We start from the raw sequence: 24,479 nt of genomic DNA, 5'->3' as shown, positions 1-24,479 counted from the left end.
AGATCGGGCAATGTCGATCGACGTTGAAACCGCGCGGCGGGTGGCGAAACTCGCCCGTATCCAGGTGGATGAAAGCGACCTGCCGGCACTGGCCGGGGAGCTTTCGAATATCCTCGGCTTCATGGAGCAGCTCAACGAGGTCGACGTGACTGGGGTGGAGCCGATGACCTCGGTCACGCCGATGCGCCTGAAGCGCCGCGCCGATGTGGTGACGGATGGCAATATCCAGGAGCTGGTTCTGAAGAACGCCCCCGATGCCCGTGAGGGTTTCTTTGCCGTGCCGAAGGTGGTGGAATGACGAACGCCAACGAACTGACGCTTGCCGATGCGCGCGATGCGCTGCGCAAGGGGGATCTGTCTGCGACCGACCTGACGATGGCCTGTCTGACCGCGATGGATGCGGGCGATGCGCTGGGCGCCTATGTCCACAAGACGCCGGAAATGGCGCTGGATCAGGCGCGTGCTGCGGACGCGCGGCTGAAGGCGGGCGGGGCGCCCGATCTGTGCGGCATCCCGCTGGGCATCAAGGATCTGTTCTGCACCAAGGGCGTGCCTTCACAGGCTGCGTCGAACATCCTGAAAGGCTTCAGGCCGGAATACGAATCCACCGTCACCACCAAGCTGTTCGATGCGGGTGCGGTGATGCTGGGCAAGCTGAACATGGACGAATTCGCCATGGGCTCGTCCAACGAATCCTCCTGCTATGGGCCTGCGGTGAACCCATGGCGGGTTGATGACCGCGAGCTTTCGCCGGGCGGCTCGTCCGGTGGTTCGGCCAGCGCCGTCGCGGCCGATCTGTGCATCGCGGCCACCGGCACGGATACCGGCGGCTCGATCCGTCAGCCCGCCGCTTTCTGTGGTATCGTCGGCATCAAGCCGACCTATGGCCGTGTCAGCCGCTGGGGCATCATCGCTTATGCCTCGTCGCTGGATCAGGCTGGGCCGATGACCAAATCGGTGCGTGACGCCGCGATCCTGCTGGGCGCGATGTCGGGGCACGACCCGAAGGATTCGACCAGTGCCGATCTGGCTGTGCCGGATTTCGAGGCGGCGCTGACCGGCGATATCCGCGGCAAGAAGATCGGCATTCCGCGCGAATACCGCCTGCCGGGCCTGCGCCCGGAGATCGAGGCGCTGTGGCAGAAGGGTGCCGACATGCTGCGCGACGCGGGCGCCGAGGTGGTCGACATCTCGCTGCCCCATGCAAAATACGCGCTGCCCGCCTATTACGTCATCGCCCCGGCCGAGGCATCGTCGAACCTCGCCCGCTATGACGGGGTGCGCTATGGCCACCGTGCCAAGCTGGGGGCGGGCGACGGCATCACCGAGATGTATGAAAAGACCCGCGCCGAAGGCTTCGGCGCCGAGGTGCAGCGCCGCATCATGATCGGCACCTATGTGCTGTCAGCCGGTTTCTACGACGCCTACTACAATCGTGCCCGCAAGGTGCGTGCGCTGATCAAGCGCGACTTCGAACAGGCGTTTGCCGCCGGGGTGGATGCGATCCTCGCGCCCACTACGCCCAGCCCGGCCTTCGGTCTGGGCGAGATGCAAAGCGCCAATCCGGTGGAGATGTATCTGAATGACGTCTTTACCGTGACGCTGAACCTTGCCGGCCTTCCGGGCGTGTCGGTCCCGATGGGGCTGGACCGCGAAGGTTTGCCGCTGGGTCTGCAACTGATCGGGCGGCCCTGGGAAGAGGGCGATCTGCTCAATCACGCCTATGTGCTGGAACGTGCGGCGGGATTTGTGGAAAAACCCCGGAAATGGTGGTAATCCACCGCGAAATCTTTGCGACCGGCCCCTCGGGCCGGTCCTGTCTTTCTGGAAGGATGCCATGCGCCGCTCGCTGCCTGCCCTGATCCTCTGTGCCCCTGTCCTGATTCTTTCGGCCTGCGGTGGGCCTTCCGTGCCGGATTCCGGCGCCGGAGTGGGATTTGAGGATTACGGCAGCTATGCCGCGCGGCGCGAAGCGGCGCTGAACAACGGCACCCCCATGGTGGCGACTGGCGCGCAGCCGATCATGCCGGGCGGCGTGACGGCGGGGCAGCCTTTGGGAGGCACCACCACCGCAACCTCGCCCGGCTTCTCGGCCGAGCGTGTGGGGGCGGCCATCGACCGAGCCTCGGGCGGAAGCGAGCCGATGCAGGGCGCGATGATTGGCGCGGCTCCGGTGGCTGCCCCGGCGCCCGCACCGCAACCCGTGACCCCGGCGGTGACCATGCCGTTGCCGGTGCAGAAAAGTTCCAGCGGGCCGAACATCGTGCAGTTCGCGCTGTCCACCTCGCATGCGGTCGGCACGCCGATGTATCCGCGATCCTCACTGCAACTGAAGAACGCCGACCGCGCCTGTGCCGCCTTCTCCTCCTCGGATCAGGCGCAGATCGCTTTCCTTCAGGCGGGCGGACCCGAGAAGGACCGCAAGGGGCTTGATCCCGATGGCGATGGCTATGCCTGTTCGTGGAACCCTGCGCCGTTCCGCGCGGCGGTGAACTGATCTGATGCTGGCCTTTGGCGATCATCCCTCGCCGAATTGCGGCCCGCGCCGCAACGGGGCACAGCCCGATCTGATCGTGCTGCACTATACCGCAATGGCCAGTTGCGCCGAGGCGCAGGCCCGGCTTTGCGACCCCGGTGCCGAGGTTTCGGCGCATTACCTGATCTCGGAACAGGGTAAGGTCATCGCGCTGGTGCCCGAGGAGCTGCGCGCCTGGCATGCCGGGGCAGGGGCCTGGGGGGGCGCCAGCGATGTGAACTCGCGGTCCATAGGGATCGAGCTGGATCATCCCGGCACGGGGCCATTCCCCGAGGCGCAGATGGCGGCTCTTGAGGTGTTGCTGGCCGATCTGATGCATCGCTGGCAGATTCCGCCTGAGCGGGTCATCGGCCACAGCGACATGGCGCCCGCGCGCAAATCCGACCCGGGTCCGGACTTCGACTGGCAGCGCTTTGCTGCGCGCGGTCTGTCGGTCTGGCCCGCAACCACGGCGGGACCGGACCCCGAACCGGGCGCCTTCGTGGCGGCGGCGCGGGGCTTTGGCTACCCGGATGCGGCCGAGGATGTGCTGTTGGCAGCCTTCCGTGCGCGGTTCCGGCCCAATGCCTCCGGTCCGGTGGATGCCACCGATCTGGCCATGGTCATGGACCTTGCTACCCGTTTTCCCGTTGACGCCCCCGTGGCGCAGGCGTAAGCCGCCTGTCGCGCGGATGGCTGGATGACCGCGTGCGTCGTAAGACGTGCGAGGAAAGTCCGGACTCCATGAAGTAAGGGTGCCGGGTAACGCCCGGCGGGGGCAACCCCAGGGAAAGCGCCACAGAAAACAAACCGCCCTGCTTGCAGGGTAAGGGTGAAACGGTGGGGTAAGAGCCCACCGCGGGACTGGCAACAGGACCGGCATGGCAAGCCCCACCCGGAGCAATGCCGAATAGGGGCCTCGCGCGGAAAGGTCCGACGTTCAGCCGCAAGGCTGTCGGAGACCTCCGCAAGGGACGCTTCAGCCCAAGAGCGCCCGGGTTGGCAGCTAGAGCGCCGTGGCAACGCGGCGCGCAGAGGAATGGTCATCCAGAGGCGGCAACGCCTTGGACAGAATCCGGCTTACAGGCTATCCGCGCAATTTTCTGCCCTTTGACCCGCCTCGCGGCAATCCGATGCTTCCCTTTCAACGAATCGCGCTATGCTGCGGGAAACAGAAGGGAGTCGCATCATGAGTTTCATCCGCACCCTCGCCACGCTGGCCGTGGGCTTCGCCGCCGCAAAAGGCGTGCAGAAGTTCCAGCAGAACGGCGGTCTGACCGGCATGAAGGACGCGCTGCGCGGTGCGGGGCAGCCCGGCGGCATGGCTGACCAGATGGGGGCCATGGCCGACAAGCTGGGCATCCCCGGCGGCAGCGCTGCCATGCGCGAGATGATGGGCAAATGGGGCGCCGGCGCCGCACAGGCGACCGAGCAGGCCGAGGCGGGCCTTGGCAGCCTGATGGGCGCCATGACCGGCGCCGCGACGGCGGGCGCCAAGAACATGGGCGAAATGATGGGGGCACTGACCGGCGCCACCCCGGCTGGCCCGATGGCCGAGGAAAATGCCCGCCTGATGATCCGCGCGATGATTCAGGCCGCCAAGTCCGATGGCGAGATTGATCCGGCGGAGCGGGCGGCGATTCTCTCGCATCTGTCGGATGCCAGCGACGAGGAGATTGCCTTCGTTCAGGCTCAGCTTGATGCGCCGGTCGATTATGCCGGGCTGGCCGCAGATGTGGGCGAGGCTGCGCGCAGCCAGGTCTATGCCGCGGCTTTGATGGCGATTACCGTGGATACGGATGCCGAACGCACCTATCTGCGCGGTCTGGCCACCGCTTTGGGGCTGGATGCGGCAACCGTGACGGCGATTCACACCGGCGCAGGCAAACCGCTGGTCTGACCCTGCAAAAGCGGCAGGGAATCCGGCTTTTCGCTGTTGACTCTGCCGCCCGCATCCTTAAAAGGCAGGCTTCAAAGGATTGAGCGGGCGACGCTGTTTCGCCTGATGCAGGAGAGACGACTATGGCGAAGCCGACGACGATCAAGATCCGTCTGAACTCGACGGCGGGCACCGGGCACTTCTATGTGACCAAGAAGAATGCCCGCACCATGACCGAGAAGATGACGGTCAACAAGTATGACCCGGTGGTGCGCAAGCACGTCGAATACAAGGAAGGCAAGATCAAGTAAGATCTGCCGCTCCTTTCTGGATCGAAACCGCGCCTTTCGGCGCGGTTTTTGCTTTTGCGGGGTGGGTGTGATGCAGCGCGTGATGATTGTCGGCCAGCCCGGCGCCGGGAAATCCGTTCTGGCGCGCCAGCTTGGTGGGCTGACCGGGTTGCCTGTAGTGCATATCGACCTGATTCACTGGTGCTCCGGCTGGCAGGAGCGGACACGCGAGGAAAAGACCCGCTTGTGCCAAGAGGTCGAGGCGCAGCCGCGCTGGATCTTCGAAGGCGGGCATTCGGCAACATGGGCCAACAGGCTGGACCGGGCGGATACGCTGATCTGGATTGATATGCCGCTGTGGCTGCGGCTTTGGCGTGTCCTGCGCCGCACGCTGATGGGTCTGGGGCGCAACCGCCCCGACCTGCCCGAAGGATGCCCTGAACGGCTTGCGAACCTGCCGGAGTTCCTGGGCTTCATCTGGCGCACCCGTCGCAGTTCCCGCGCGGCTATGGCGCGGCTGGTTGCTTCGGCTCCGGCGGGCAAACGAGTCCGTCATCTGCAAGGCCGCCGGGCCGTCACGGCGTTTCTGCAAGAGGTCGCCAATGAAAAGGGCCGGGGTTTCCCCCGGCCCTGATTGCCGTGCCGTCGGGCCGCTTATTCGCGGTTGCCGAGGAATTGCAGCAGGAACATGAACAGGTTGATGAAGTCGAGGTAGAGGTTCAGTGCCCCCATGATCGCCGATTTCGCCAGCCATTCCTGATCGCCATACTGGGCGTGCTGGATGTAGGTGTTCTTGATGTTCTGCGTGTCGTATGCCGTCAGGCCCGCGAAGATCAGCACGCCAATCACCGAAATGGCGAATTGCAGCGCGTCGGAACCCACGAACATGTTGACGATCATCGCGACAAACAGCCCGATCAGACCCATCATCAGGAAGGTGCCCATGCCGCTCAGGTCGCGCTTGGTCACATAGCCGTAGATGCTGAGGCTCGCGAAAGCGATCGCGGTGATCAGGAAGGTGGTCGCGATCGACGTGCCCGTGAACACGAGGAAGATCGAGCTGAGCGAGACGCCCATCGCCACGGCGTAGACGTAGAAGAACAGCTGCGCGGCCGGGGCCGACAGGCGATTGATCAGGGCGCTGAAGGCAAAGACCATGACGAGCGGCAGGAACATCACCACCCATTTCAGCGGCGAGGTGTAAAGCAGAGCGCCGAAATTGGTCAGATACTCGCCGGCGCCGATCTGCGCGACACCCGCAGCGGGATCGGTGGTGACAGCAAGACCCGCAATGGCCCAGGCAGCCGCGCCGGTGATCAGCATTGCCACCGACATCAGGCCATAGACCTTGTTCATATGGGCGCGAAGCCCTTGGTCGATCCGCGCGGCGCTTGCGCCTGCGCCGACGGTTCGGATGGTATCGTATTCAGCCATGAGTGCCTCCGGTTGTTACATCGGGGCACGGCCGATTGCTGCCAGCCGCGCCTTATGCCGCAAATATCGGAAGTGTCACACATGATTTCAAGCGCTTCGCAGTGAAAACCATGCCGGTTTCACAGCGGATGCCGCCAGTGCGCCGGAACGTCCCAGATGGCCCGCCGGGCCTCTTCCGCCGCCTCGTCCTGCGTCAGGCCGATATCCTTCAGCAATGCGGCATCCAGACGGGCCAGCGCCCGGCGCTGGCGCGACAGCAGGGCAAGCGCGAACAGACGGCGCAGCAAGGGTTGGCGCGGGGCGGGCCGGGCGCGGCGGAGGCTTTGTGATTGTGCCATTTTCAGTTTCCTTCCTGATGCAAGTGGCAAGATGAATCAGATCTCTTGATGGATCATGCGGGATCTGGCATCTTCATGGAAACGAATGATCGTTGGGAATCATATCAAGGATCGTGATATGCCGCGAAATCTCGACCTTACGGCGCTGCGTGCTTTCGTTGCTGTTTCAGATGCGGGCGGTGTGACGCGGGCGGCGGGCCTGCTGAACCTGACGCAAAGCGCGGTTTCCATGCAGATCAAGCGGCTGGAGGAAAGCCTGGGCATATCGCTGTTCCAGCGTGCCGCCCGCAAGCTGAGCCTTACGCCCGAAGGGATGCAGCTGCTGGGCTTTGCGCGCCGGATGCTGGATCTGAATGACGAGGCGACGGCACGCCTGGCCTCGGATGCGTTCGAGGGCCAGATCCGGCTGGGTGTCCCGCATGACATCGTCTATCCCGCGATCCCCGGCATTCTTAAGCGGCTGTCGGGGCAATATCCCCGGCTGCGGATCAACCTCTCCTCGTCTTTCACCACGCTGCTGCGCACTGCCTTCGACAAGGGCGAGGTGGATGTGATGCTGACGACCGAGGATCGGCCCGGGCCGGGGGGCGAGGTTCTGTCGCGGCAGGAACTGGTCTGGATCGGTGCCGACGGCGGCACGGCGGCCAGCCAGCGCCCGTTGCGGCTGGGGTTCAAGGATACCTGCATCTTCCGCCCGACTGCGCAGGCGGCGCTGGATGCGGCAGGTATCCCGTGGGAGCTTGCCTTCGAGGGCGACAGCGAGCAGGCGGCTGAGGCGCTGGTTGCTGCCGATCTGGCGGTCAGTGCCCGGCTTCGCGGCCGCTGGCCGGATGGCACGGTCGAGGTTTCGGGGCAGGGGTTGCCGGATCTGGGGAGTCTTTCGGTCTGCCTCTATGCCGCTCCGACCGCGCGCGGCGAAGCGGTGGAGGCGCTGATGGCGGAACTGCGGCTGGCCTATTGCGGCTGAACGCCGGACAAAAGGAAAGCCGGGATCGCACCGGCTTTCCCGCTTTTCCCGATCAGCCTTCCGCCAGCATCCCGCGCACCAGAGGGATGACGCGGGTGCCGTAAAGCTCGACCGAGCGCATCAGGTCTTCGTGCGGGGTCGTGCCTGCCGAATACTTCAGACTGAAGCGGTTCAGCCCCAGCGCCTTCACCGTCCCGGCGATCTTGCGCGCCACGGTTTCCGGGCTGCCGACATACTGGCTGCCCTGTTCGACCTCGTGCAGGAAGGCAGCCTTTGTGATCGGCGACCAGCCACGTTCGCGGCCCAGCCGGTCATGCAGCGCCTTGTAGCCGATATAGGCGATCTCGCGGGCGGCCTCGTCGGTATCGGCGATCAGGCCGGGCGAATGCACGCCCAGAGGTTTTGCCGTGCCGCCGATCTGCGCATAGGCGTCATGGTAAAGGTCGACGAAGGGGCGGAAGCGGCGCGCGTCACCCCCAATGATGGCCAGCATCATCGGCATGTCATAGCGGACCGCCCGGACGACCGATTCCGGGCTGCCGCCCACGCCGATCCAGGCCGCGATGCCCTGCGGCCCGGCCGGAGGATAGACCGCGCCAACTTTCACCGGCGCACGGTGACGACCTTTCCAGTTCACCGGGCCGCCCTTGTTGACGGCGGCGAACAGGTCCAGCTTTTCCTCGAACAGCATCTCGTAATCATGCAGGTCCTGGCCGAACAGCGGATAGCTTTCGGTGAACGATCCCCGGCCGAGGATGACCTCGCCCCGACCGCCGGACAGGGCATTGAGCGTCGAGAAGCGCTGGTAAAGCCGGATCGGATCGTCGGTCGACAGAACCGTGACCCCGGTTGCCAGCCGGATGCGGCTTGTCCGGGCGGCGATATTGGCCAGCAGGATCTCGGGCGCGGAAATGGCGAAATCGTCGCGGTGATGTTCCCCCAGGGCGATGACATCAACGCCCGCCTGATCGGCAAGGACCGCCTCGGCCACCACATCGCGCAGCACCTCGTCCTGCGCCTTCAGGCTGCCATCGGGGCGACGGGTCACGTCACCGAAAGTATCGAGACCGAATTCCATGGTCTGCCTCCTGTTCCTTCACGTTGCCGCCAAGGTAAGCAGCCGGGCGGTCAATGTCGCCCTGCATGGGGGCACAGTCAGCCGCTTGCTTTGCACAGAAGGTTCAGCCTTCCTCGTCCTTCAGCAGCAGAAGAAGCGCGATGATCGTCAGCGCCACGCCCCCCAGCACGATGGCGGGCGGCACCTCGTGCCCCAGCGCGATCTCCCAGATCAGCACCCAGCTTGGCACAAGATAGGTATAGGCCATGACCTTGGCGGATGGCAGGCGCAGGGTTGCGTATTGGAGCAGAACGAAGGTGGCGGCGCTGGCGGCGACCGCGACATAGACAAGGCAGATCCACACTATCGCGGGCAGCGCGGCCCAGTCTGTGTCCAGTACGTCACGCCAGCCGTAAAGGCATAGCAAGCCGAAGCCCGCCAGCATCATGCCGAAGGTAAAGACCACGGCGGGTTCGCCCCGGTTCAGGCGGCGGATCATCGGGGCATAAAGCGCATGGGCGATGCAGCCGATGAAATAGATGGCCTCGCCGCGCCCGACATGCATCTGCATCAGGGCGGCCGGATCGCCCCGGAAAATCACCCAGACAGCCCCGGCGGCCCCGATGGCCAGCGCCAGCGCCATGCGTGGGGTCGTGCGCTGGCGCAGCAACATCCAGCCAAAGCCTGCCGCCATCAGCGGTGTCAGGGTAAAGACGGCAGCGGCCGGAACGGCGGCGGCCGTGCGCAGCCCTTCGAACATCAGCACGAAATAGGCGGCCAGAAGCGCACCGAGAATCAGGTAGCGCCAGGGGGCCACGAAGGCGCGGCGCGGAATGCCGGTGGTCAGATGTGCCGCAATCCCCACCAGCGCGCCAGCCAGCGCGAACCGCGGCACGGTCAGCGCGGCGGGGGCGATATGGGGGGCTGCCATCGCGCCCAGCGAAAACGACCCGGCAACCAGCGCTGAAAATCCCAGCATCGCCAGATGTCCGCGCTGGCCCGGGCTCAATGCGCTCAACCCCGCCGATGTCATACGTCGGCCCAGCTTGCGGCAGCGGCTTTCAGATGTGACAGGAAGCTTTGTACTTTCACGGTGCGATGCAGATCCACATGGGTCACCAGCCACAGCGGGGCGGCCCATTCATCGCGCGGCGCCATGATCTCGACCAGACCGGGGTCACGGGCGGCAATGTAATGCGACAGGAAGCCGATGCCCGCGCCCTCGCGCAGTGCTGCTTCCAGTGCGGCGCTGTCCGTTGCACGATAGCTGATCTGTTCGGGTTGCACCGTATCGTGCAGCCAGCGGTGGAAGGGCGCGCGGCTGAGATTGCTGTCAGCCCCGATGAACAGATGTCCGGCAAATTCATCCGGGCTTCGGGGGTGGCCATGCTGCTCGACATAGCTGCGCGCCGCGTAAAGCCCGGTGCGCATCCGCAGCAGGGGTTGCACCACATTGTCGGGCTCTTCCGGGATGGCGCCCGCGCGGATCGCAACATGCGCCTCGCCGTAGTCCAGCCGGAACAGCCGCATGTCGGTGAGGTAGCGCACGATCAGCCCCGGATGCGTCTTCTGGAACGACACCATGACCGGCGTCAGCAGCGAGGCGAGGCCGGTGATCGAGGTGACCACCAGCTCTCCGGTCACGGTTTCGCCCTGACCCTTGATGCGTGAGGCGAGCTGGCTGAACTGTTCCTCAGTGGCCTGCGCAACCGAAAGCAGGTCGCGCCCGGCTTCGGTCGGGGTGTAGCCGCGCGCGTGGCGCTGGAACAGCCGGGTTCCCAGCCGCTTTTCCAGTGCGTCGATATGGCGGATCACGGTCGCATGGTGCACGCCCAGCACCTCGGCCGCGCCCGAGACGGTGCCCAGCCGGGCGACCTGAAAGGCGGTGCGGACCTCATCCCAGTTTTCCATGCGCGGGCTCCTGCTGTTCGGTGCGAGATTAGCGGCTGGGGCCGCGGCGGCAAGGGGCACCGGCATGAGAGCGGCTCCGGGCGGTTTTCAGGCGGCGCGGCCTGGCGGCCGCACGGCTTTGTCTTGCCGTCCGGCTGCACCGGTCCGGCGCGGCGTGCCTCCGGCGGGGATATTGGGACCAGGGTAAAAGGGGGCTCTGTGTTGACTCAGGGTGTGGTTTGGCCTAGAGGCAGGTCCAATTCCCCGGAGGCTCGTCGCTTCCGGTCCCATGGCATGAGCCGGGATCGCCATCCGTCAGCGCGTTGCGCCCACGGGTGCCCTTGGGCTTTGCTTCATCCGCCGCCGGACCCATATCCGGCAGAACCGCAACGGCCAAGGAGGGCGCGCGATGTTCGAGAACCTGTCGGAACGCCTTGGAGGTGTGTTCGAGCGGCTGACCCGTCAGGGCGCGCTGTCCGAGGCGGATGTGGAAACCGCGCTGCGCGAGGTGCGGGTGGCGCTGCTGGAGGCCGACGTCTCGTTGCCGGTCGCCCGCGACTTCGTGAAGGCGGTCAAGGCCAAGGCCACCGGGCAGTCGGTTACCAAATCGGTGACGCCGGGTCAGCAGGTGGTGAAGATCGTCCATGACGAGCTGGTGCGCGTGCTGTCGGGTGATGGCGCCGCCGATGCGCTGAAGATCGACAACCCGCCCGCGACCATCCTGATGGTGGGTCTGCAAGGCTCGGGCAAGACCACGACGACCGCGAAGCTGGCCAAGCGGCTGAAGGAAAAGAACGGCAAGAAGGTTCTGCTGGCCTCGCTCGACACGCAGCGCCCCGCCGCGATGGAGCAGCTTCAGATCCTCGCCGGGCAGATCGGCGTCGACAGCCTGCCGATCGTCAAGGGCGAGTCGGCGGTGCAGATCGCCAAACGGGCGAAGACCCAGGCCAATCTGGGCGGCTATGATGTGCTGTTCCTTGATACCGCGGGCCGTCTGCACATCGACGAAGTGCTGATGGACGAGGTTCAGGCGGTGCGCGACATCGCCCAACCCCGCGAAACCCTGTTGGTGGTCGATGGTCTGACCGGGCAGGACGCGGTGAATGTGGCGACCGAGTTTGACGGCAAGGTCGGCATCTCCGGTGTCGTGCTGACCCGGATGGATGGCGATGGCCGTGGCGGTGCCGCGCTGTCGATGCGCGCGGTGACCGGCAAGCCCATCCGCTTTGTCGGTCTGGGCGAGAAGATGGACGCGCTGGACGCCTTTGAGCCTGAGCGTGTGGCTGGTCGTATTCTCGGCATGGGCGACATCGTGGCGCTGGTCGAGAAAGCGCGCGAGACCTTCGAGGCCGAGCAGGCCGAACGCATGGCCAAGCGCTTTGCCAAGGGTCTGTTCAATATGAACGACCTGAAGATGCAGCTGGATCAGATGCTCAAGATGGGCGGGATGCAGGGCGTCATGGGTATGCTGCCCGGCATGGGCAAGGCCGCCAAGATGGCCGAGGATGCGGGCTTCGACGACCGCATGCTGCGCCGCCAGATCGCGCTGATCAATTCGATGACCAAGAGGGAACGGGCAAACCCGGACCTTCTTCAGGCCAGCCGCAAGAAGCGCATCGCCCAAGGGGCGGGGCTTGAAGTGGCTGAGCTGAACCGTCTGCTGAAGCAGCACAAGCAGATGGCTGATATGATGAAGAAAATGGGTAAGGGCGGCATGATGAAGCAGGTCGCCAAGGCCATGATGGGCAAGGGCGGCGGCATGCCGGACCTGAAGAACATGGACCCGGCGCAGCTTGAGGAAGCGGCGCGGGCGATGAAATCGGGCATGCCGGGCCTTGGGGGTGGTATGCCGGGCTTGCCGCGTGGCATGGGCCTGCCTTCGGGCCTGTCGGGGCTGATGAAGAAGAAATGAGCCGGAGTCGCGTCCATATCATTAGGGCGACCCGTTGGGGCAGGGGGCTGCCGTGCTGAGCTATGGCCCCACCCCGGTGCTGGAAACCGAACGGCTGATCCTGCGCGCGCCGGTCACCTCGGATTTCGAGGCTCTTGCGGAGTTCATGGCCTCTGACCGCTCTGTCCATATCGGCGGGCCGATCAGCCGGGCGCTGGCCTGGCGGGCCTTTGGTCATATGACCGGGCATTGGGTCCATCGCGGTTACGGCATGTTCATCTTCACCGACCGCGCCAGCGGTGCACCGCTGGGCATGTGTGGGCCATGGTTCCCCGAGGGTTGGCCCGAGCCGGAGATCGGCTGGTCGGTCTGGGCGACGGAGGCAGAGGGCAAGGGCCTGGCATATGAGGCGGCACTGGCCGCGCGTGGATATGTCTATGGCGTTCTGGGCTGGCCCACGGTCATCAGCCTGATTGCCGCGAACAACACGCGGTCGCAGGCGCTGGCGCGGCGCATGGGCTGCGAGCCCGACGGCACATTCGTGCATGAACAATTCGGCGAAAGCGGCATCTGGCGTCACCCGGCGCCCGATACGCTGAGCGATGGCGGAATGGAGGCTTACGCATGACGACCGACGCAGCGACCCGGGCCGCCGCCGTGCTGAAGGAACATCGTGAATCGATCGACCGGCTGGACGCGATCCTGGTCTATACGCTGGCCGAGCGGTTCAAACATACTCAGGCGGTGGGACGTCTGAAGGCCGAGCATGCGCTGCCGCCTTCGGACCCCACGCGCGAGGCGCGGCAGATCGAGCGGCTGGAACGGCTGTCGCAAGAGGCGGATCTCGACCCGGAATTCGCCCGGAAATTCCTGAACTTCATCATTTCCGAAGTCATCAGGCATCACGAGCAACTGCAAAAGTAACACCCATCCCGGCGGGGGCTGATGCGCCCGTCAAACCGGACTTGAAGGAGAAAACCTATGTCCATGAAAATCCGTCTGGCCCGTGGCGGCTCGAAAAAACGTCCGCACTACGCCATCGTCGCGTCGGACTCGCGCATGCCGCGCGATGGCCGCTTCATCGAGAAGCTGGGCACCTACAACCCGCTGCTGGCCAAGGACAGCGAAGACCGCGTGAAGATGGATGTCGAGCGCGTGCAATACTGGCTGGGTCAGGGCGCGCAGCCGACCGACCGCGTGGCGCGTTTCCTCGAAGCCGCTGGCCTGAAGGCGAAAACCGTGCGCAACAACCCGAAGGCAGCCGTGCCTGGCAAGGCCGCGCAGGAACGCGCCGCGAAGAAAGCCGCCCGCAACGCCGCCCCGGCGGAAGAGTGATCGGCCGCCCATGCAGGGCAGCTATGGCCCGGAGTTCCGGGCAGAGCTTCTGGATCTGATGCGCTGGCGGCGCGATGTGCGCCGTTTTCGCACCGATCCTGTGGAGGCAGCGGTGCTTGACCGCTGCCTTCGCGCTTTTGCGCTTGCCCCCTCGGTTGGACTTTCCGAACCCTGGCGCCTGATCCGGGTGGAAAGCGAGGCCGCGCGCGCGGCGGCGATTGACAATTTCGAATGCACCAATGCGGATGCGCTGTCAGCCTACGATGGCGACAAGGCGGCGCTTTATGCCCGGCTGAAACTGTCGGGCATGCGCGAGGCGCCGGTGCATCTGGCCGTATTCTGCGACGAGGAAACCGCCAAGGGCGCGGGTCTCGGGGCCGGAACCATGGCTGAAACCCGTGCCTGGTCGGTGGTGGGGGCGATCAGCCTGTTCTGGCTGGTGGCCCGGGCCGAGGGGCTTGGCCTCGGCTGGGTCTCGATTCTCGATCCCGACCGGCTGACCCGCGATCTGGCCGTGCCGGCGGGCTGGCGCTTCATCGCCTATCTCTGCCTCGGCTGGCCCGAAAAGACCGACGACACCCCCGAGCTGGAACGGGCAGGCTGGGAAGCCCGCGCGCCCGCGCTGATCATGGAGAGACGCTGAGATGTCCGACGCTGCTGACCGGATCTGTGTGGGCGCCATCGCGGGCGCGTTCGGGGTGCAGGGCGAGGTGCGGCTGAAAAGTTTCTGCGCCGCACCCGCCGCCATCGCCGATTATGGCCCGCTCTATACCGAGGATGGCAGCCGCAGCTTCAAGCTGCGCCTGACCCGGCCCCTGGCGGGCGGGCTGGGCGCGCGGCTGTCAGGCGTGGCCACCAAGGAAGAGGCCGACGCGCTGAAGGGTGTACATCTTTACGCCGACAAATCCTGCCTTCCGAAGCTGCCGGATGACGAGTTCTATTATGCCGATCTGGTCGGGCTGACGGTGCAGGATACCGGCGGCGCGGTGTTGGGCCGGGTGCGGGCGGTGCATAACCATGGCGCGGGCGATTTTCTGGAAATCTCCGGGCCGGGTCTGAAACAGGGTCTCTTGCTGCCGTTCACGCAGGCGAATGTGCCGACCGTGGATCTTGCCGCCGGGATTCTGGTGGTCGATCCGCCGGAGGAGCAGGCGTAAGGGGCTGAGGCCCCTCGTATCAGGCTGGACGTGCAGGGGAAGTCGGCGCAATCTGTGCGTCAAGAAGGGCATGAAGCCACGTCAGGGGGCACCGGAATGACCAACCGCCTGCGGTTTTTGCAGTTTGCCAACGGGCTGATGTATTTCGGGCCGCTGCTGGCAGGTCTGGGCGGGTTTGGCTGGCGGGTCGTGCCCGCATTCACCCTGATCTTCGCGCTTTGGCTGTTTGTGATGAACCCGGCGGACTGGCCGCGCGGTGGCGCGGAATGGCGGGCGCCGGACAGCCTGCTGAACGCGGGTGGGCGTCTGGTGGTGCAGGTGCTGCTGGTTGCCCTGCTGTTCGGGCTGGGCCGGGGCATCGGCGGTGTCATGGGCAGCACCCCGCAGATCCCCGTGATGTTGCCGGTGGGTCTGTCCTTCCTTGCGATACCGCTGGCGCGGCTGATCTGGACGCCCGGGCCGCGCAGCGCCTCGCCTGACGCTTGGCCGACAGCGGGCGACAGCGGTGCCTCCCTGCCGTGCGACCCGGATCTGGCCTTTCGCATGACGCAACCCCTGGCCGATCTTCCGGCGGAAACCGCCCTTGGCCAGATCGAGGCGCATCTGGCCGCGCTGGCGCCGCATCTGCCGCCGGATCTTCTGCTGCGCGCCCTGTGGGAGCGGGGCCAGGCCCCGGAGGCCCCGCGCCATCTGCGGCAGGCCTTCATCCTTCAGGCCACCGATGCCCATGGGGCAGAGCTTTGCGCCGGGCAGGCGGCGCCGGTCAGGGCTTTGCAGATCGCGGCAGGCGATGACGCGTTGCTGATACTGTTCGCCACCCGCTGTTCCGCGCTGTTGCAGCAGAATGTCGATGTCTGGGGCGATTGCCCCAATGCAGCGGCGCTTGAGGCCGTCGCGGCGCGGTCCGGTCCCGAGGCGGCCCGGACCCTGCGCGCGCTTGCCGCGCTCAACCTGCGGCTCGCGCCGCTGAACGGCGATGGTCGCGGTGTCGTCCGGGCAGGCTGATCCTGCGGGCAACCGGGTGGTGGTGATCCATGCCGGATTTCACAAGACCGGCACGACATCGGTTCAGGCCGCGCTGGCTGCGCATCGGGAGGCGCTGGCCCCCGTCTTCGCGCTTCAACTGCCGCGCGGCCCGGCCTTCCGAACGCTGACCCGGGCAGCGCGTCTGTGGTCGGCGGAGCGGCGCCCGATGGCGATGCGGCTTTACCGTCAGGCGCTGGCGCAATGGCTCGGCGGCCTCGATCTGGCGGCGGGGCAGGGGCTGATCGTGTCGAGCGAGGATCTGGCGGGGCATATGCCCGGCGATTTCGGTATCACGGATTACGGGGCCGCGCCCCGCCTGCTGGCCGAGCTTGCGCGGGGTCTGCGCGCAGCCTTTCCCGGCGCCGATCTGCGCGTCGTGCTGGGGACGCGCGCGCCGGGGGCCTGGCTGGCCTCGCTCCACTGGCAGCAGGCCAAGCGGCACACGATGCTGGAGGATGCCACCGCTTTCGCGGATCGCATGGCGGGCGCGGTGCGCACAGGCCCGGTGCTGGAGGCCGTGGCCCGTGCGACTGGCGCACCCGTCCATGCAGCCCCGCTGGAAGAGCAGGCACAGCGGCGCCTTGGCCCGGTGGAGGCAATCTATGATGCGGCGGGGCTGGGAGCGGATCTGCGCGCGCATCTTGCGCCCGTGCCTGCCGCCAATCGCGGCGCCCCGGCCCAACTGGTGGCGGCCTTCGTCGCGCTGAACCGGCAGACGATGCCGCGGGCGGACCGGCAGGCGGCGAAAGATGCGCTTCTGGCGCAGTTTCGCGCGGGCCTGCCGCTGTAACGCCCCTTTGCGCCGCACAGGCTTTGCCCTAAAAGCGGGGGCATGAGCGAACCGACCATCCCCCCGAAGCCGAAAAGCCATGGCCGGCTGAGCATCTCGGCCAGCCTGCAACCGCGCGACCTGATGGCGCCGCAGCGGGTGAAAGGGGCATGGTGCGCAAAGATCGTGACGCTGTTCCCCGATGCCTTCCCCGGCACGCTGGGCCTGTCGCTGACAGGCAAGGCGCTGGATATGGGGCTGTGGTCGCTGGAAACAATCGACCTGCGGCCGTTTGGCGAGGGCAGGCACCGCAACGTCGATGACACCCCGGCCGGGGGCGGGGCGGGCATGGTGCTGCGCGCCGATGTGGTGGCGCGGGCGCTCGATCAGGCGATGCAGGGCGCACCGCGCGACCGTGCCCGCTGGCCCATCGTCTTCCTGAGCCCGCGCGGGCGACCGTTCACCCAGGCCAAGGCGCATGAATGGGCCGCGACCGAGGGGCTGACCCTGCTTTGTGGTCGGTTCGAGGGCGTGGACCAGCGCGTGATTGACGCCTATGGCATCGAGGAAATCAGCCTTGGCGATTTCGTGATGACCGGGGGCGAGATCGCTGCGCAGGCGATGATCGACGCCACCGTCCGGCTGATTCCCGGTGTTCTGGGCAACATGGCCTCCACCGAGGAGGAAAGTTTTGCCGACGGGCTGCTGGAACACCCGCAATACACGCGCCCGACGGTCTGGGAAGGGCACGAAATCCCGGCGGTGCTGCAATCCGGCCATCATGGCGAGATTGCGAAATGGCGCCGGGCCGAGGCCGAGAAACTGACCGCCGCGCGCCGCCCCGATCTGTGGGCCGCACATCAGGCGAAGAAGGGCGGCTGAGCCCCCCGCTGCCCTTGACCGGATCACGCCTTCCCCCTATACGCGCGCAGTCCGGGGGCGAAATGCCCGCCGGACCCGATTCCCTTTGCCACAGGCCCGGCTTCTTCACCGGGTTTCGGCTACAGGGGCGGCACAAAATGCGTCGGTTCATCTCCGGCGGGCTTGCGCGGATGCGCGGGGACCCGATCGAAGGCCAGGAGCTCTGACACGGCATCACCTTTGCGGAACAACCGCAAGCAACGAAAGGACTTGCGCATGAACCTGATCGCGCAGCTTGAAGCCGAGCAGATTGCTGCCCTCGGTAAGAAGATCCCGGATTTCAAAGCCGGCGACACCATCCGCGTCGGCTACAAAGTGACCGAAGGCACCCGGTCGCGTGTGCAGAACTATGAAGGCGTCTGCATCGGCCGCAAGGGCGGCATGACCATCTCGGCCTCGTTCACCGTTCGCAAGATCTCGTTCGGTGAAGGCGTGGAACGTGTGTTCCCGCTCTATTCGACGAACATCGACTCGATCGAGGTGGTGCGTCGTGGCCGTGTGCGCCGTGCGAAGCTCTACTACCTGCGTTCGCGTCGCGGCAAATCGGCCCGTATCGCCGAAGTCACCAACTACAAAGAAAAAGCTGAGTGAGGATTGGCGCCATGAAACAGGGCATCCACCCCGACTATCACTTCATCGAAGTGAAGATGACCGACGGCACCACCTTCCGCACCCGCACCACCTGGGGCAAGGAAGGCGACACGATGGCGCTGGACATCGACCCGCTTTCGCACCCGGCCTGGACCGGCCAGACCGCCAAGCTGATGGACACCGGCGGCCGTGTGTCGAAGTTCAAGAACAAATACGCGGGCCTGGGTTTCTGATCCACGTCTCTGCGAATTTCGGAAAAGGCGCATCTTCGGATGCGCCTTTTTCTTTGCCGGTCATCAGAGTGCCCCGTCATCGGGCAACTCGCCCGGTGACATGGTGTCTGTCTTGCAGGATTCGCGCGCAGCGTGTCACATCGGCGGCTTCCCGCTTCCCTCTGGCGGGGACAGGCCTTATGAAGGCCGCCACACAGACCAGCGGAAGGGTAGCGGGCCATGGCGCATATTATCGTTGTGGGCAATGAAAAGGGTGGCTCGGGCAAATCGACCACCTGCATGCATATCGCCACGGCCCTTGCGCGGATGGGTCATCGCGTCGGCGCGCTGGATCTTGATCTGCGGCAGCGCAGCTTTGGCCGATATGTCGAGAACCGCCGCGCCTGGATGGCGGCGAACGGGGTGGACCTGCCCACACCGGATTACCGCGAACTGCCCGAGGCCGATGCCGAAACCCTTGCGCCGGGCGAGAATACCTATGACCACCGGCTGTCTGTCGCGGTTTCGGCGCTGGAACCGATCAGTGATTTCATCATCATTGACTGTCCCGGCTCGCATACCCGGCTGAGCCAGGTCGCGCACAGCCTGGCCGATACGCTCATCACGCCGCTGAACGATTCCTTCGTGGATTTCGACCTGCTGGCGCGGATCGACCCGGAAACCAACAAGGTGAAGGGGCCGTCAATCTATGCCGAGATGGTGTGGAACGCACGTCAGCTTCGGGCGCAGGCCGGGTTGAAGCCGATCGACTGGATCGTGCTGCGCAACCGTCTGGGCGCGCAACAGATGCACAACAAGAAGAAGGTTGGTGCGGCGCTGACCGATCTTTCGCGCCGTATCGGCTTTCGCGTGGCGCCTGGCTTTACCGAACGCGTGATCTTCCGCGAACTTTTTCCGCGCGGGCTGACCCTGCTGGACCTCAAGGATACCGGGGTCGAGCAGTTGAACCTGTCGAACATCGCGGCCCGGCAGGAATTGCGCGATCTGGTGGCCGAACTCAGGCTGCCGAATGTAGCCGTGAATTTCTGAACGGGGTGGCGCGCGGCGCAAGGCGCTGGCGGCCCTGCATCTTGCGGATGCGGATATCGAAAAGGTCATCCATCGTGGCCTCTTGCGTCGCGGGCGTCTTGCGGAACATCTGGATCATGCGGGTGACGAAGCTCATGTGATCCTCCTTTCTGGTTGCCCTGAGCCTCAGGGGCACTCGCGGCAAAATTGCGGCAGCAAGCCGCTCCGCCCCGGCAAAATCACAAGATTGGGTTAAACGGACCGTTTCCGAACCGGACCCAATCCGCTCCACAGCCTTGAGGCAGCGCCTGCCGCATGGCAGGAAGGTGACGGAGGTGCCCATGCCAAACACGCTGTTCGATGCCCTTTTCGCGCCGCTTGCGGATCGTTACGACGCTTTTCTGATCTTGCCGGACGGGCGCCAGATCACAGGTCACGCGTTTCTGGCAATGGTGGCGCAGCAGGCCCATGCCCTGCGTGCGGCCGGTCTGGGAACTGGTGACAGGATTGCAGTGCAGATTGCCAAAAGCCCCGAGGCTTTGGCGGTCTATGGCGCGGCAGTGGCGCTGGGGGCGGTGTTCCTCCCGCTGAATACAGCCTATACCCCTGATGAAGTTGATTATTTCCTTGGCAATGCGACGCCTGCGGTCTTTCTGTGTGACGGCACGAAAGAGGCAGCGCTTGCGCCGGTCGCGGCGCGCCACGGCGCGACGGTGCTGACCCTCAACGCGGATGGCAGCGGTAGCCTGACGGACCACGCGGCCGGACAGCCCCAAACCATCGCCCCCGTGGATCGTGGTCCCGAGGATCTGGCCGCCTTCCTTTATACCTCGGGCACCACAGGCCGATCGAAAGGCGCGATGCTGACGCATCTCAACCTGCTGTCCAACGCCAAAGTGCTGCGCGACCTCTGGCGTTTCACGGCTGAGGATGTGCTGCTGCATGCGCTGCCGATCTTCCACACGCACGGGCTGTTCGTGGCTTCTAACCTTGTCCTGCTGACTGGCGGCAAGATGATCTTCCTGCCCGGTTTCGATCAGGAGGCCGTGATCCGTCTGCTTCCACAAGCAACCACCATGATGGGGGTGCCGACTTTCTACACCCGCCTGCTGGATGATCCGCGCTTCACCCGCGATCTCGTCGGGCATTTCCGCCTGTTCATCTCGGGCTCCGCCCCGCTGCTGGCGGAAACGCACCGCGACTTCGAAGCCCGCACCGGCCATCGGATCCTTGAACGCTATGGCATGACCGAGACCAACATGAACACCTCGAACCCCTATGAGGGCGAGCGCCGCGCCGGCACCGTCGGCCTGCCACTGCCGGGGGTGGAACTGCGGGTGATGGCGGACGGAGTTGAAGTGCCGCGCGGCGAGGTCGGCACGCTTGAGGTGCGCGGCCCCAACGTCTTCAAGGGCTATTGGCAGATGCCCGAGAAAACCCGCGAGGAATTGCGTGAGGATGGCTGGTTCATCACTGGCGATCTGGGCGTGCAGGGCGCGGACGGCTATGTCACCATCGTCGGCCGCGCCAAGGATCTGGTGATCTCGGGCGGGTTCAACATCTATCCGAAAGAGGTGGAGTTGCTGCTCGACGAGGTGCCGGGTGTGCTGGAAAGCGCGGTGATCGGCCTGCCGCACCCGGATTTCGGCGAGGCGGTCTTTGCGGTCCTTGTGCTGCAGAAGGGGGCGGTGCTGGAGGTCGAGACCGCACTTGCGGCCATCCGCGACCGTCTGGCGCGCTTCAAGCAGCCGAAAGCCGCTGTCGTGGTCGAGGCCCTGCCGCGCAACACCATGGGCAAGGTGCAGAAGAACCTGCTGCGCGACCAGTATAGCGGCTGGTTCACAGCCTGACCCGCAAACGTGCGCCGCCCTCCTCAGGCCCCTTTGGGGCCATCGTCATTCGGCATTGCCATGGGAGGCTGACAGGTTTCGCCACCCTTCGGTCTTCGCGCGGCATCGCTTGAGGCTTTTGAGTATTTGGGCAAGAAGCAAGAGCAGACCGATGTGTCCTGCTTCTTGTAAAAATACTCAATCAACTTCGGACGTCCCTTGATCCGGCGGGGCAGGGGCCACATCACGCAGCTCGGTTTCCAGAAAGCGTTCCAGCGCATCCAGATCCACGGGTTCGAACTGGCCGAAGCCCTGCATCCAGACCGAGGCAGTGCGCATGGCGTCGGGTTCCAGCTTGCACCAGATCACGCGGCCGCGTTTCTCGCGGCTGATCAGCCCGGCATCCGCCAGCACCTGAAGATGTTTCGAGATGGCGGCCAGCGACATGGCGAAGGGTTCCGCCACGTCGGTGACGGCCATGTCATCCTCCAGCAGCATGCCGAGAATGGCGCGGCGCGTCGGGTCGGCGAGGGCCGAGAAGATGGGCGACAGAGGGTCGGTCATGGCGCATCCTTGGCGGAGGGGCGCGTGATCGTCAACTGCGGGGTTGAATATGTCTCACGCCGCCGTGAGAGCGCAAACGGCCTCGGCGGGGCCTGAATGATTTTGCAAAATCATTCTTTATCAATGAGTTGATGGGTGCGGTGTTGCTTGACTCAATGCCCGCCTCTGCGTAGGTTCGCGCCGACTGTTCAGGGGGCGTACCGCATGGCTCAGGAACCCGATCCGGAACGGCTTCGCGCGCTGGAAGCGCGTCTGGCCGAGGCGAAGGGGAGCAAGGCGAAGCCCGCTGCGGCAGGCAAGGATTTTTCGCAGGCGGAAGTGGCCTGGCGGATGGTGCTGGAGCTGACCTCGGGGATCATGATCGGGGGCAGCATCGGTTACGGGCTGGACTATCTGTCCGGCACCAAGCCCATCCTGCTGATCGTCTTCCTCCTGCTCGGCTTTGCGGCTGGTATCCGCACCGTCATCGGCACCGCCCGTGACATGCAGGAGCGCCAGTTGCGGGCACAGGCGACCGAGACACAGGCGGAACGTTCCGCCGGAACCGAAGGATAACAGACGTGGCCGAGACCGGATTTGCGATCCACCCGATGGATCAGTTCATCGTGAAACGGTTTTTCTGTGATCCCGCGCATGCGGACTGCACCTCGAACATCGGTGCGTTCGAAATCACCAATGTCACGGTCTGGATGGCTGCGACGGTTCTGGTGATCATCGCGCTGATGGTGTTCGGTTCGCGCGGTCGGGCGATCATCCCTTCGCGCATCCAGTCGGTCGGCGAGATGATCTACGGCTTCATCTACAAGATGGTCGAGGATGTGACGGGCCATGACGGGGTGAAATACTTCCCCTTCGTGATGACGCTGTTCCTGTTCGTGCTGTTCTCGAACCTGCTCGGTCTGATCCCGATGAGCTTCACCACCACCAGCCATGTCGCGGTGACCGTGACGCTGGCGCTGCTCGTGTTCCTGTTCGTGACCATCCTGGGTCTCGTGAGGAACGGCATCGGCTTCCTCGGCATGTTCTGGGTCTCGTCGGCGCCGCTGGCGCTGCGCCCGGTGCTGGCGGTGATCGAGGTGATTTCCTACTTCGTGCGTCCGGTCAGCCATTCCATTCGTCTTGCGGGCAACCTGATGGCGGGCCACGCTGTGATGAAAGTGTTCGCGGGCTTTGCCTCAATGGCTGTCATCTCGCCGGTGGCGGTGGGTGCCGTGACCGCGATCTACGGTCTGGAACTGCTCGTCGCGGTCGTGCAGGCCTATGTTTTCACCATTCTGACCTGCGTCTATCTGAAAGACGCGGTGGGCGGCGCCCACCACTAAGGTCCGGACCTCAACCCTTCAATCTGACTTTCCACCAAGGAGAACTCAAATGGTCGAACTCGCGCTCATGGGCAAATACATCGGTGCTGGCCTGGCGGCCATCGGTCTGGGCGGCGCCGGCATCGGCGTGGGCAACATCGCCGGCAACTTCCTCGCCGGCGCGCTGCGCAACCCCTCGGCTGCTGCTTCGCAAACCGCGAACCTCTTCGTCGGCATCGCGTTTGCCGAAGCTCTGGGCATCTTCTCGTTCCTGATCGCCCTGCTGCTGATGTTCGCCGTCTGATCCTGACGCTTCGCATCTTCTCGGCCGGGAGGGCGCTTCGTCCCCCGGCCAGGTTTTTGACGACGTGAGGACATCACATGGCGACCGAAGCGCATGAAGCGGCTGGCGCGGCGGGTCATTCCGCCGGTATGCCGCAACTCGACGTCTCGACCTGGGGCAACCAGATCTTCTGGCTCGTGGTCGCGCTTGTCGTGATTTTTCTCGTGCTGTGGCGCGTGGCCCTTCCCCGGATCGGGGCGGTTCTGGCCGAACGCAGCGGCACCATTACCAACGACCTCGCGGCAGCCGAAGAGCTGAAGCAGAAGGCGCTGGCCGCCGAAAAGGCTTACAACGAGGCGCTCGAGAAGGCACGGGTTGAAGCCGGCCGGATCGTGGCCGAGGCGAAGGCCGAAATTCAGGCTGATCTCGACAAGGCGACGGCGAAGGCCGATGCCGAAATCGCGGCCAAGACGGCGGAATCCGAAGCCCGGATCGGCGAGATCCGTGCGGGCGCGCTGGAAAGCGTGACCGAAGTGGCCAAGGATACGGCGAAGGAACTGGTTGCGGCGCTTGGCGGCAAGGCCGACGCGCGCAGCGTGACGGCGGCAATCAACGCCCGGCTGAAAGGATAAGATCATGCAAAAGCTGATCCTGATCGTTGCAGCCCTGGCGGCCAGCCCCGCGCTGGCGGCGGACGGCCCGTTCGTCTCGCTGCGCAACTCGAACTTCATCGTCCTGCTGGCCTTCGTCGTTTTCGTCCTGATCCTTCTGTATCTGAAGGTTCCGGCCAAGCTTGGGGCGATGCTCGACAACCGGGCCGCGCTGATCAAGGCGGAACTGGAAGAAGCGCGTTTGCTGCGCGAAGAAGCCAAGACCATCCTCGCCTCCTACGAGCGCAAGCAGAAGGAGATGATGGAGCAGTCGGAGCGGATCGTGGCGGCGGCCAAGGAAGAGGCGCTGTCGGCGGCCCAACAGGCCAAGGCGGATCTCAAGACCTCCATCGCACGCCGTCTGGCTGCGGCGGAAGAGCGGATTGCCTCGGCTGAAGCTGCGGCGGTGCGTGAAGTGCGCGAGCGCGCGGTGGATGTGGCGATTGCGGCGGCCGGTGACGTGCTGACCAAGCAGATGTCGGCCGAAACCACCGCAGCCTCCATCGACGAGGCGATTGCGCAGGTCGAAGCCAAACTTCACTGATCCGATC

Annotated in this window: 33 protein-coding genes and 1 other RNA gene; 27 read left to right on the top strand and 7 right to left on the bottom strand. The window is 65.2% G+C overall.

Annotation, left to right across the window (positions count from 1 at the left end):
* The first annotated feature begins 10 nt into the window (after positions 1 to 10).
* The 8 genes from gatC to C8N34_RS10650 all read left to right on the top strand — a co-directional run bounded on the left by gatC (position 11) and on the right by C8N34_RS10650 (position 5,318).
* Positions 11 to 298 (top strand): Asp-tRNA(Asn)/Glu-tRNA(Gln) amidotransferase subunit GatC, encoded by a 288-nt coding sequence (gene gatC / locus C8N34_RS10685; RefSeq protein ID WP_054300861.1) that lies wholly within the window; start codon positions 11 to 13, stop codon positions 296 to 298.
* Entirely contained in the window at positions 295 to 1,776 is a 1,482-nt protein-coding gene (gene gatA / locus C8N34_RS10680) for an Asp-tRNA(Asn)/Glu-tRNA(Gln) amidotransferase subunit GatA (protein WP_108128858.1), read from the top strand. Before gatC ends, gatA begins: the two co-directional genes overlap by 4 nt.
* Positions 1,777 to 1,837: 61 nt before the next feature.
* The gene (locus C8N34_RS10675) at positions 1,838 to 2,497 is read left to right on the top strand and encodes a hypothetical protein (protein WP_229825228.1); all 660 of its coding nucleotides are present in this window, start codon (positions 1,838 to 1,840) and stop codon (positions 2,495 to 2,497) included.
* Between the two features lie 4 nt (positions 2,498 to 2,501).
* On the top strand, positions 2,502 to 3,191 hold the full coding sequence (locus tag C8N34_RS10670; protein ID WP_108128857.1) for an N-acetylmuramoyl-L-alanine amidase: 690 nt from the start codon (positions 2,502 to 2,504) through the stop codon (positions 3,189 to 3,191).
* 12 nt (positions 3,192 to 3,203) lie between these two features.
* Positions 3,204 to 3,614, top strand: an RNA gene (gene rnpB, locus C8N34_RS10665) — RNase P RNA component class A.
* Positions 3,615 to 3,704: 90 nt separating this feature from the next.
* Entirely contained in the window at positions 3,705 to 4,415 is a 711-nt protein-coding gene (locus C8N34_RS10660; protein WP_108129021.1) for a DUF533 domain-containing protein, read from the top strand.
* 122 nt (positions 4,416 to 4,537) lie between these two features.
* Positions 4,538 to 4,705 (top strand): 50S ribosomal protein L33, encoded by a 168-nt coding sequence (gene rpmG, locus C8N34_RS10655; protein WP_011750518.1) that lies wholly within the window; start codon positions 4,538 to 4,540, stop codon positions 4,703 to 4,705.
* A 70-nt stretch (positions 4,706 to 4,775) separates the two neighbouring features.
* Positions 4,776 to 5,318 (top strand): P-loop NTPase family protein, encoded by a 543-nt coding sequence (locus C8N34_RS10650; protein ID WP_054300856.1) that lies wholly within the window; start codon positions 4,776 to 4,778, stop codon positions 5,316 to 5,318.
* Positions 5,319 to 5,338: 20 nt separating this feature from the next.
* Here the strand turns inward: C8N34_RS10650 and C8N34_RS10645 are convergent, their stop codons facing one another.
* On the bottom strand, positions 5,339 to 6,118 hold the full coding sequence (locus tag C8N34_RS10645; RefSeq protein WP_054300855.1) for a Bax inhibitor-1/YccA family protein: 780 nt from the start codon (positions 6,116 to 6,118) through the stop codon (positions 5,339 to 5,341).
* Between the two features lie 119 nt (positions 6,119 to 6,237).
* Complete coding sequence (locus C8N34_RS10640) at positions 6,238 to 6,456, bottom strand: YjiS-like domain-containing protein (protein WP_054300854.1); 219 nt, start codon at positions 6,454 to 6,456, stop codon at positions 6,238 to 6,240.
* A gap of 118 nt (positions 6,457 to 6,574) precedes the next feature.
* Between C8N34_RS10640 and C8N34_RS10635 the strand changes: the two genes are divergently transcribed.
* Entirely contained in the window at positions 6,575 to 7,423 is an 849-nt protein-coding gene (locus C8N34_RS10635; protein WP_054300891.1) for a LysR family transcriptional regulator, read from the top strand.
* A 52-nt stretch (positions 7,424 to 7,475) separates the two neighbouring features.
* On the opposite strand, the gene C8N34_RS10630 is transcribed toward C8N34_RS10635, so the two are convergent.
* The 3 genes from C8N34_RS10630 to C8N34_RS10620 all read right to left on the bottom strand — a co-directional run bounded on the left by C8N34_RS10630 (position 7,476) and on the right by C8N34_RS10620 (position 10,391).
* Positions 7,476 to 8,501, bottom strand: a complete 1,026-nt coding sequence (locus tag C8N34_RS10630; protein ID WP_054300853.1) for an LLM class flavin-dependent oxidoreductase — start codon at positions 8,499 to 8,501, stop codon at positions 7,476 to 7,478.
* Positions 8,502 to 8,604: 103 nt separating this feature from the next.
* Positions 8,605 to 9,513, bottom strand: coding sequence for an EamA family transporter (locus C8N34_RS10625; RefSeq protein WP_108128856.1), 909 nt, complete (start codon positions 9,511 to 9,513; stop codon positions 8,605 to 8,607).
* Positions 9,510 to 10,391: a LysR family transcriptional regulator gene (locus tag C8N34_RS10620; protein ID WP_054300851.1), complete on the bottom strand. Its 882-nt coding sequence runs from the start codon at positions 10,389 to 10,391 to the stop codon at positions 9,510 to 9,512. Before C8N34_RS10620 ends, C8N34_RS10625 begins: the two co-directional genes overlap by 4 nt.
* A gap of 388 nt (positions 10,392 to 10,779) precedes the next feature.
* On the opposite strand from C8N34_RS10620, the gene ffh reads away from it, so the two are divergent.
* The 12 genes from ffh to C8N34_RS10560 all read left to right on the top strand — a co-directional run bounded on the left by ffh (position 10,780) and on the right by C8N34_RS10560 (position 19,322).
* Positions 10,780 to 12,282, top strand: a complete 1,503-nt coding sequence (gene ffh, locus C8N34_RS10615; RefSeq protein ID WP_108128855.1) for a signal recognition particle protein — start codon at positions 10,780 to 10,782, stop codon at positions 12,280 to 12,282.
* A gap of 52 nt (positions 12,283 to 12,334) precedes the next feature.
* Entirely contained in the window at positions 12,335 to 12,889 is a 555-nt protein-coding gene (locus C8N34_RS10610) for a GNAT family N-acetyltransferase (protein ID WP_054300849.1), read from the top strand.
* Complete coding sequence (locus C8N34_RS10605) at positions 12,886 to 13,185, top strand: chorismate mutase (RefSeq protein ID WP_054300848.1); 300 nt, start codon at positions 12,886 to 12,888, stop codon at positions 13,183 to 13,185. The genes C8N34_RS10610 and C8N34_RS10605 overlap by 4 nt, the downstream gene beginning before the upstream one ends.
* Before the next feature lie 57 nt (positions 13,186 to 13,242).
* On the top strand, positions 13,243 to 13,596 hold the full coding sequence (rpsP, locus tag C8N34_RS10600; protein WP_054300847.1) for a 30S ribosomal protein S16: 354 nt from the start codon (positions 13,243 to 13,245) through the stop codon (positions 13,594 to 13,596).
* 10 nt (positions 13,597 to 13,606) lie between these two features.
* On the top strand, positions 13,607 to 14,239 hold the full coding sequence (gene bluB, locus C8N34_RS10595) for a 5,6-dimethylbenzimidazole synthase (RefSeq protein ID WP_108128854.1): 633 nt from the start codon (positions 13,607 to 13,609) through the stop codon (positions 14,237 to 14,239).
* 1 nt (position 14,240) lies between these two features.
* Positions 14,241 to 14,753, top strand: coding sequence for a ribosome maturation factor RimM (gene rimM, locus C8N34_RS10590; protein WP_108128853.1), 513 nt, complete (start codon positions 14,241 to 14,243; stop codon positions 14,751 to 14,753).
* A 96-nt stretch (positions 14,754 to 14,849) separates the two neighbouring features.
* Positions 14,850 to 15,758 (top strand): hypothetical protein, encoded by a 909-nt coding sequence (locus tag C8N34_RS10585; protein ID WP_108128852.1) that lies wholly within the window; start codon positions 14,850 to 14,852, stop codon positions 15,756 to 15,758.
* The gene (locus tag C8N34_RS10580) at positions 15,730 to 16,569 is read left to right on the top strand and encodes a sulfotransferase (protein WP_108128851.1); all 840 of its coding nucleotides are present in this window, start codon (positions 15,730 to 15,732) and stop codon (positions 16,567 to 16,569) included. Before C8N34_RS10585 ends, C8N34_RS10580 begins: the two co-directional genes overlap by 29 nt.
* A gap of 42 nt (positions 16,570 to 16,611) precedes the next feature.
* A complete protein-coding gene (gene trmD, locus C8N34_RS10575; RefSeq protein WP_082400619.1) occupies positions 16,612 to 17,430 on the top strand; it encodes a tRNA (guanosine(37)-N1)-methyltransferase TrmD in 819 nt (272 codons plus the stop codon).
* A 255-nt stretch (positions 17,431 to 17,685) separates the two neighbouring features.
* On the top strand, positions 17,686 to 18,060 hold the full coding sequence (rplS, locus tag C8N34_RS10570; RefSeq protein ID WP_054300842.1) for a 50S ribosomal protein L19: 375 nt from the start codon (positions 17,686 to 17,688) through the stop codon (positions 18,058 to 18,060).
* A gap of 11 nt (positions 18,061 to 18,071) precedes the next feature.
* Complete coding sequence (rpmE, locus tag C8N34_RS10565; RefSeq protein WP_054300841.1) at positions 18,072 to 18,293, top strand: 50S ribosomal protein L31; 222 nt, start codon at positions 18,072 to 18,074, stop codon at positions 18,291 to 18,293.
* Between the two features lie 219 nt (positions 18,294 to 18,512).
* Complete coding sequence (locus C8N34_RS10560) at positions 18,513 to 19,322, top strand: division plane positioning ATPase MipZ (protein ID WP_054300840.1); 810 nt, start codon at positions 18,513 to 18,515, stop codon at positions 19,320 to 19,322.
* On the opposite strand, the gene C8N34_RS26350 is transcribed toward C8N34_RS10560, so the two are convergent.
* Positions 19,291 to 19,458, bottom strand: a complete 168-nt coding sequence (locus C8N34_RS26350; RefSeq protein WP_158640674.1) for a hypothetical protein — start codon at positions 19,456 to 19,458, stop codon at positions 19,291 to 19,293. The genes C8N34_RS10560 and C8N34_RS26350 overlap by 32 nt on opposite strands.
* Positions 19,459 to 19,642: 184 nt before the next feature.
* Here C8N34_RS26350 and C8N34_RS10555 point away from each other — a divergent pair, with 184 nt between their 5' ends.
* Positions 19,643 to 21,151 carry a malonate--CoA ligase gene (locus C8N34_RS10555; protein ID WP_108128850.1) on the top strand — a complete coding sequence of 503 codons (1,509 nt, stop codon included), beginning with the start codon at positions 19,643 to 19,645 and terminating at the stop codon, positions 21,149 to 21,151.
* Between the two features lie 177 nt (positions 21,152 to 21,328).
* Here the strand turns inward: C8N34_RS10555 and C8N34_RS10550 are convergent, their stop codons facing one another.
* Positions 21,329 to 21,694, bottom strand: coding sequence for an ArsR/SmtB family transcription factor (locus C8N34_RS10550; protein WP_108128849.1), 366 nt, complete (start codon positions 21,692 to 21,694; stop codon positions 21,329 to 21,331).
* Between the two features lie 204 nt (positions 21,695 to 21,898).
* On the opposite strand from C8N34_RS10550, the gene C8N34_RS10545 reads away from it, so the two are divergent.
* The 5 genes from C8N34_RS10545 (at position 21,899) to C8N34_RS10525 (ending at position 24,472) form a co-directional block, all read left to right on the top strand.
* Positions 21,899 to 22,249, top strand: a complete 351-nt coding sequence (locus tag C8N34_RS10545; RefSeq protein WP_108128848.1) for an AtpZ/AtpI family protein — start codon at positions 21,899 to 21,901, stop codon at positions 22,247 to 22,249.
* Complete coding sequence (locus C8N34_RS10540) at positions 22,246 to 23,016, top strand: F0F1 ATP synthase subunit A (protein ID WP_255349790.1); 771 nt, start codon at positions 22,246 to 22,248, stop codon at positions 23,014 to 23,016. Before C8N34_RS10545 ends, C8N34_RS10540 begins: the two co-directional genes overlap by 4 nt.
* 49 nt (positions 23,017 to 23,065) lie before the next feature.
* The gene (locus C8N34_RS10535) at positions 23,066 to 23,299 is read left to right on the top strand and encodes a F0F1 ATP synthase subunit C (protein ID WP_054300836.1); all 234 of its coding nucleotides are present in this window, start codon (positions 23,066 to 23,068) and stop codon (positions 23,297 to 23,299) included.
* A gap of 77 nt (positions 23,300 to 23,376) precedes the next feature.
* Positions 23,377 to 23,910 (top strand): F0F1 ATP synthase subunit B', encoded by a 534-nt coding sequence (locus C8N34_RS10530; protein WP_054300835.1) that lies wholly within the window; start codon positions 23,377 to 23,379, stop codon positions 23,908 to 23,910.
* A gap of 4 nt (positions 23,911 to 23,914) precedes the next feature.
* Entirely contained in the window at positions 23,915 to 24,472 is a 558-nt protein-coding gene (locus C8N34_RS10525) for a F0F1 ATP synthase subunit B (protein ID WP_108128847.1), read from the top strand.
* Positions 24,473 to 24,479: the final 7 nt, after the last annotated feature.

This window comes from Gemmobacter caeni, assembly GCF_003054195.1.
Classification (GTDB): Bacteria; Pseudomonadota; Alphaproteobacteria; order Rhodobacterales; family Rhodobacteraceae; genus Gemmobacter; species Gemmobacter caeni.
Note: the sequence above shows the minus strand (reverse complement) of the source record. Positions and strands in the feature narration are given on the sequence as shown.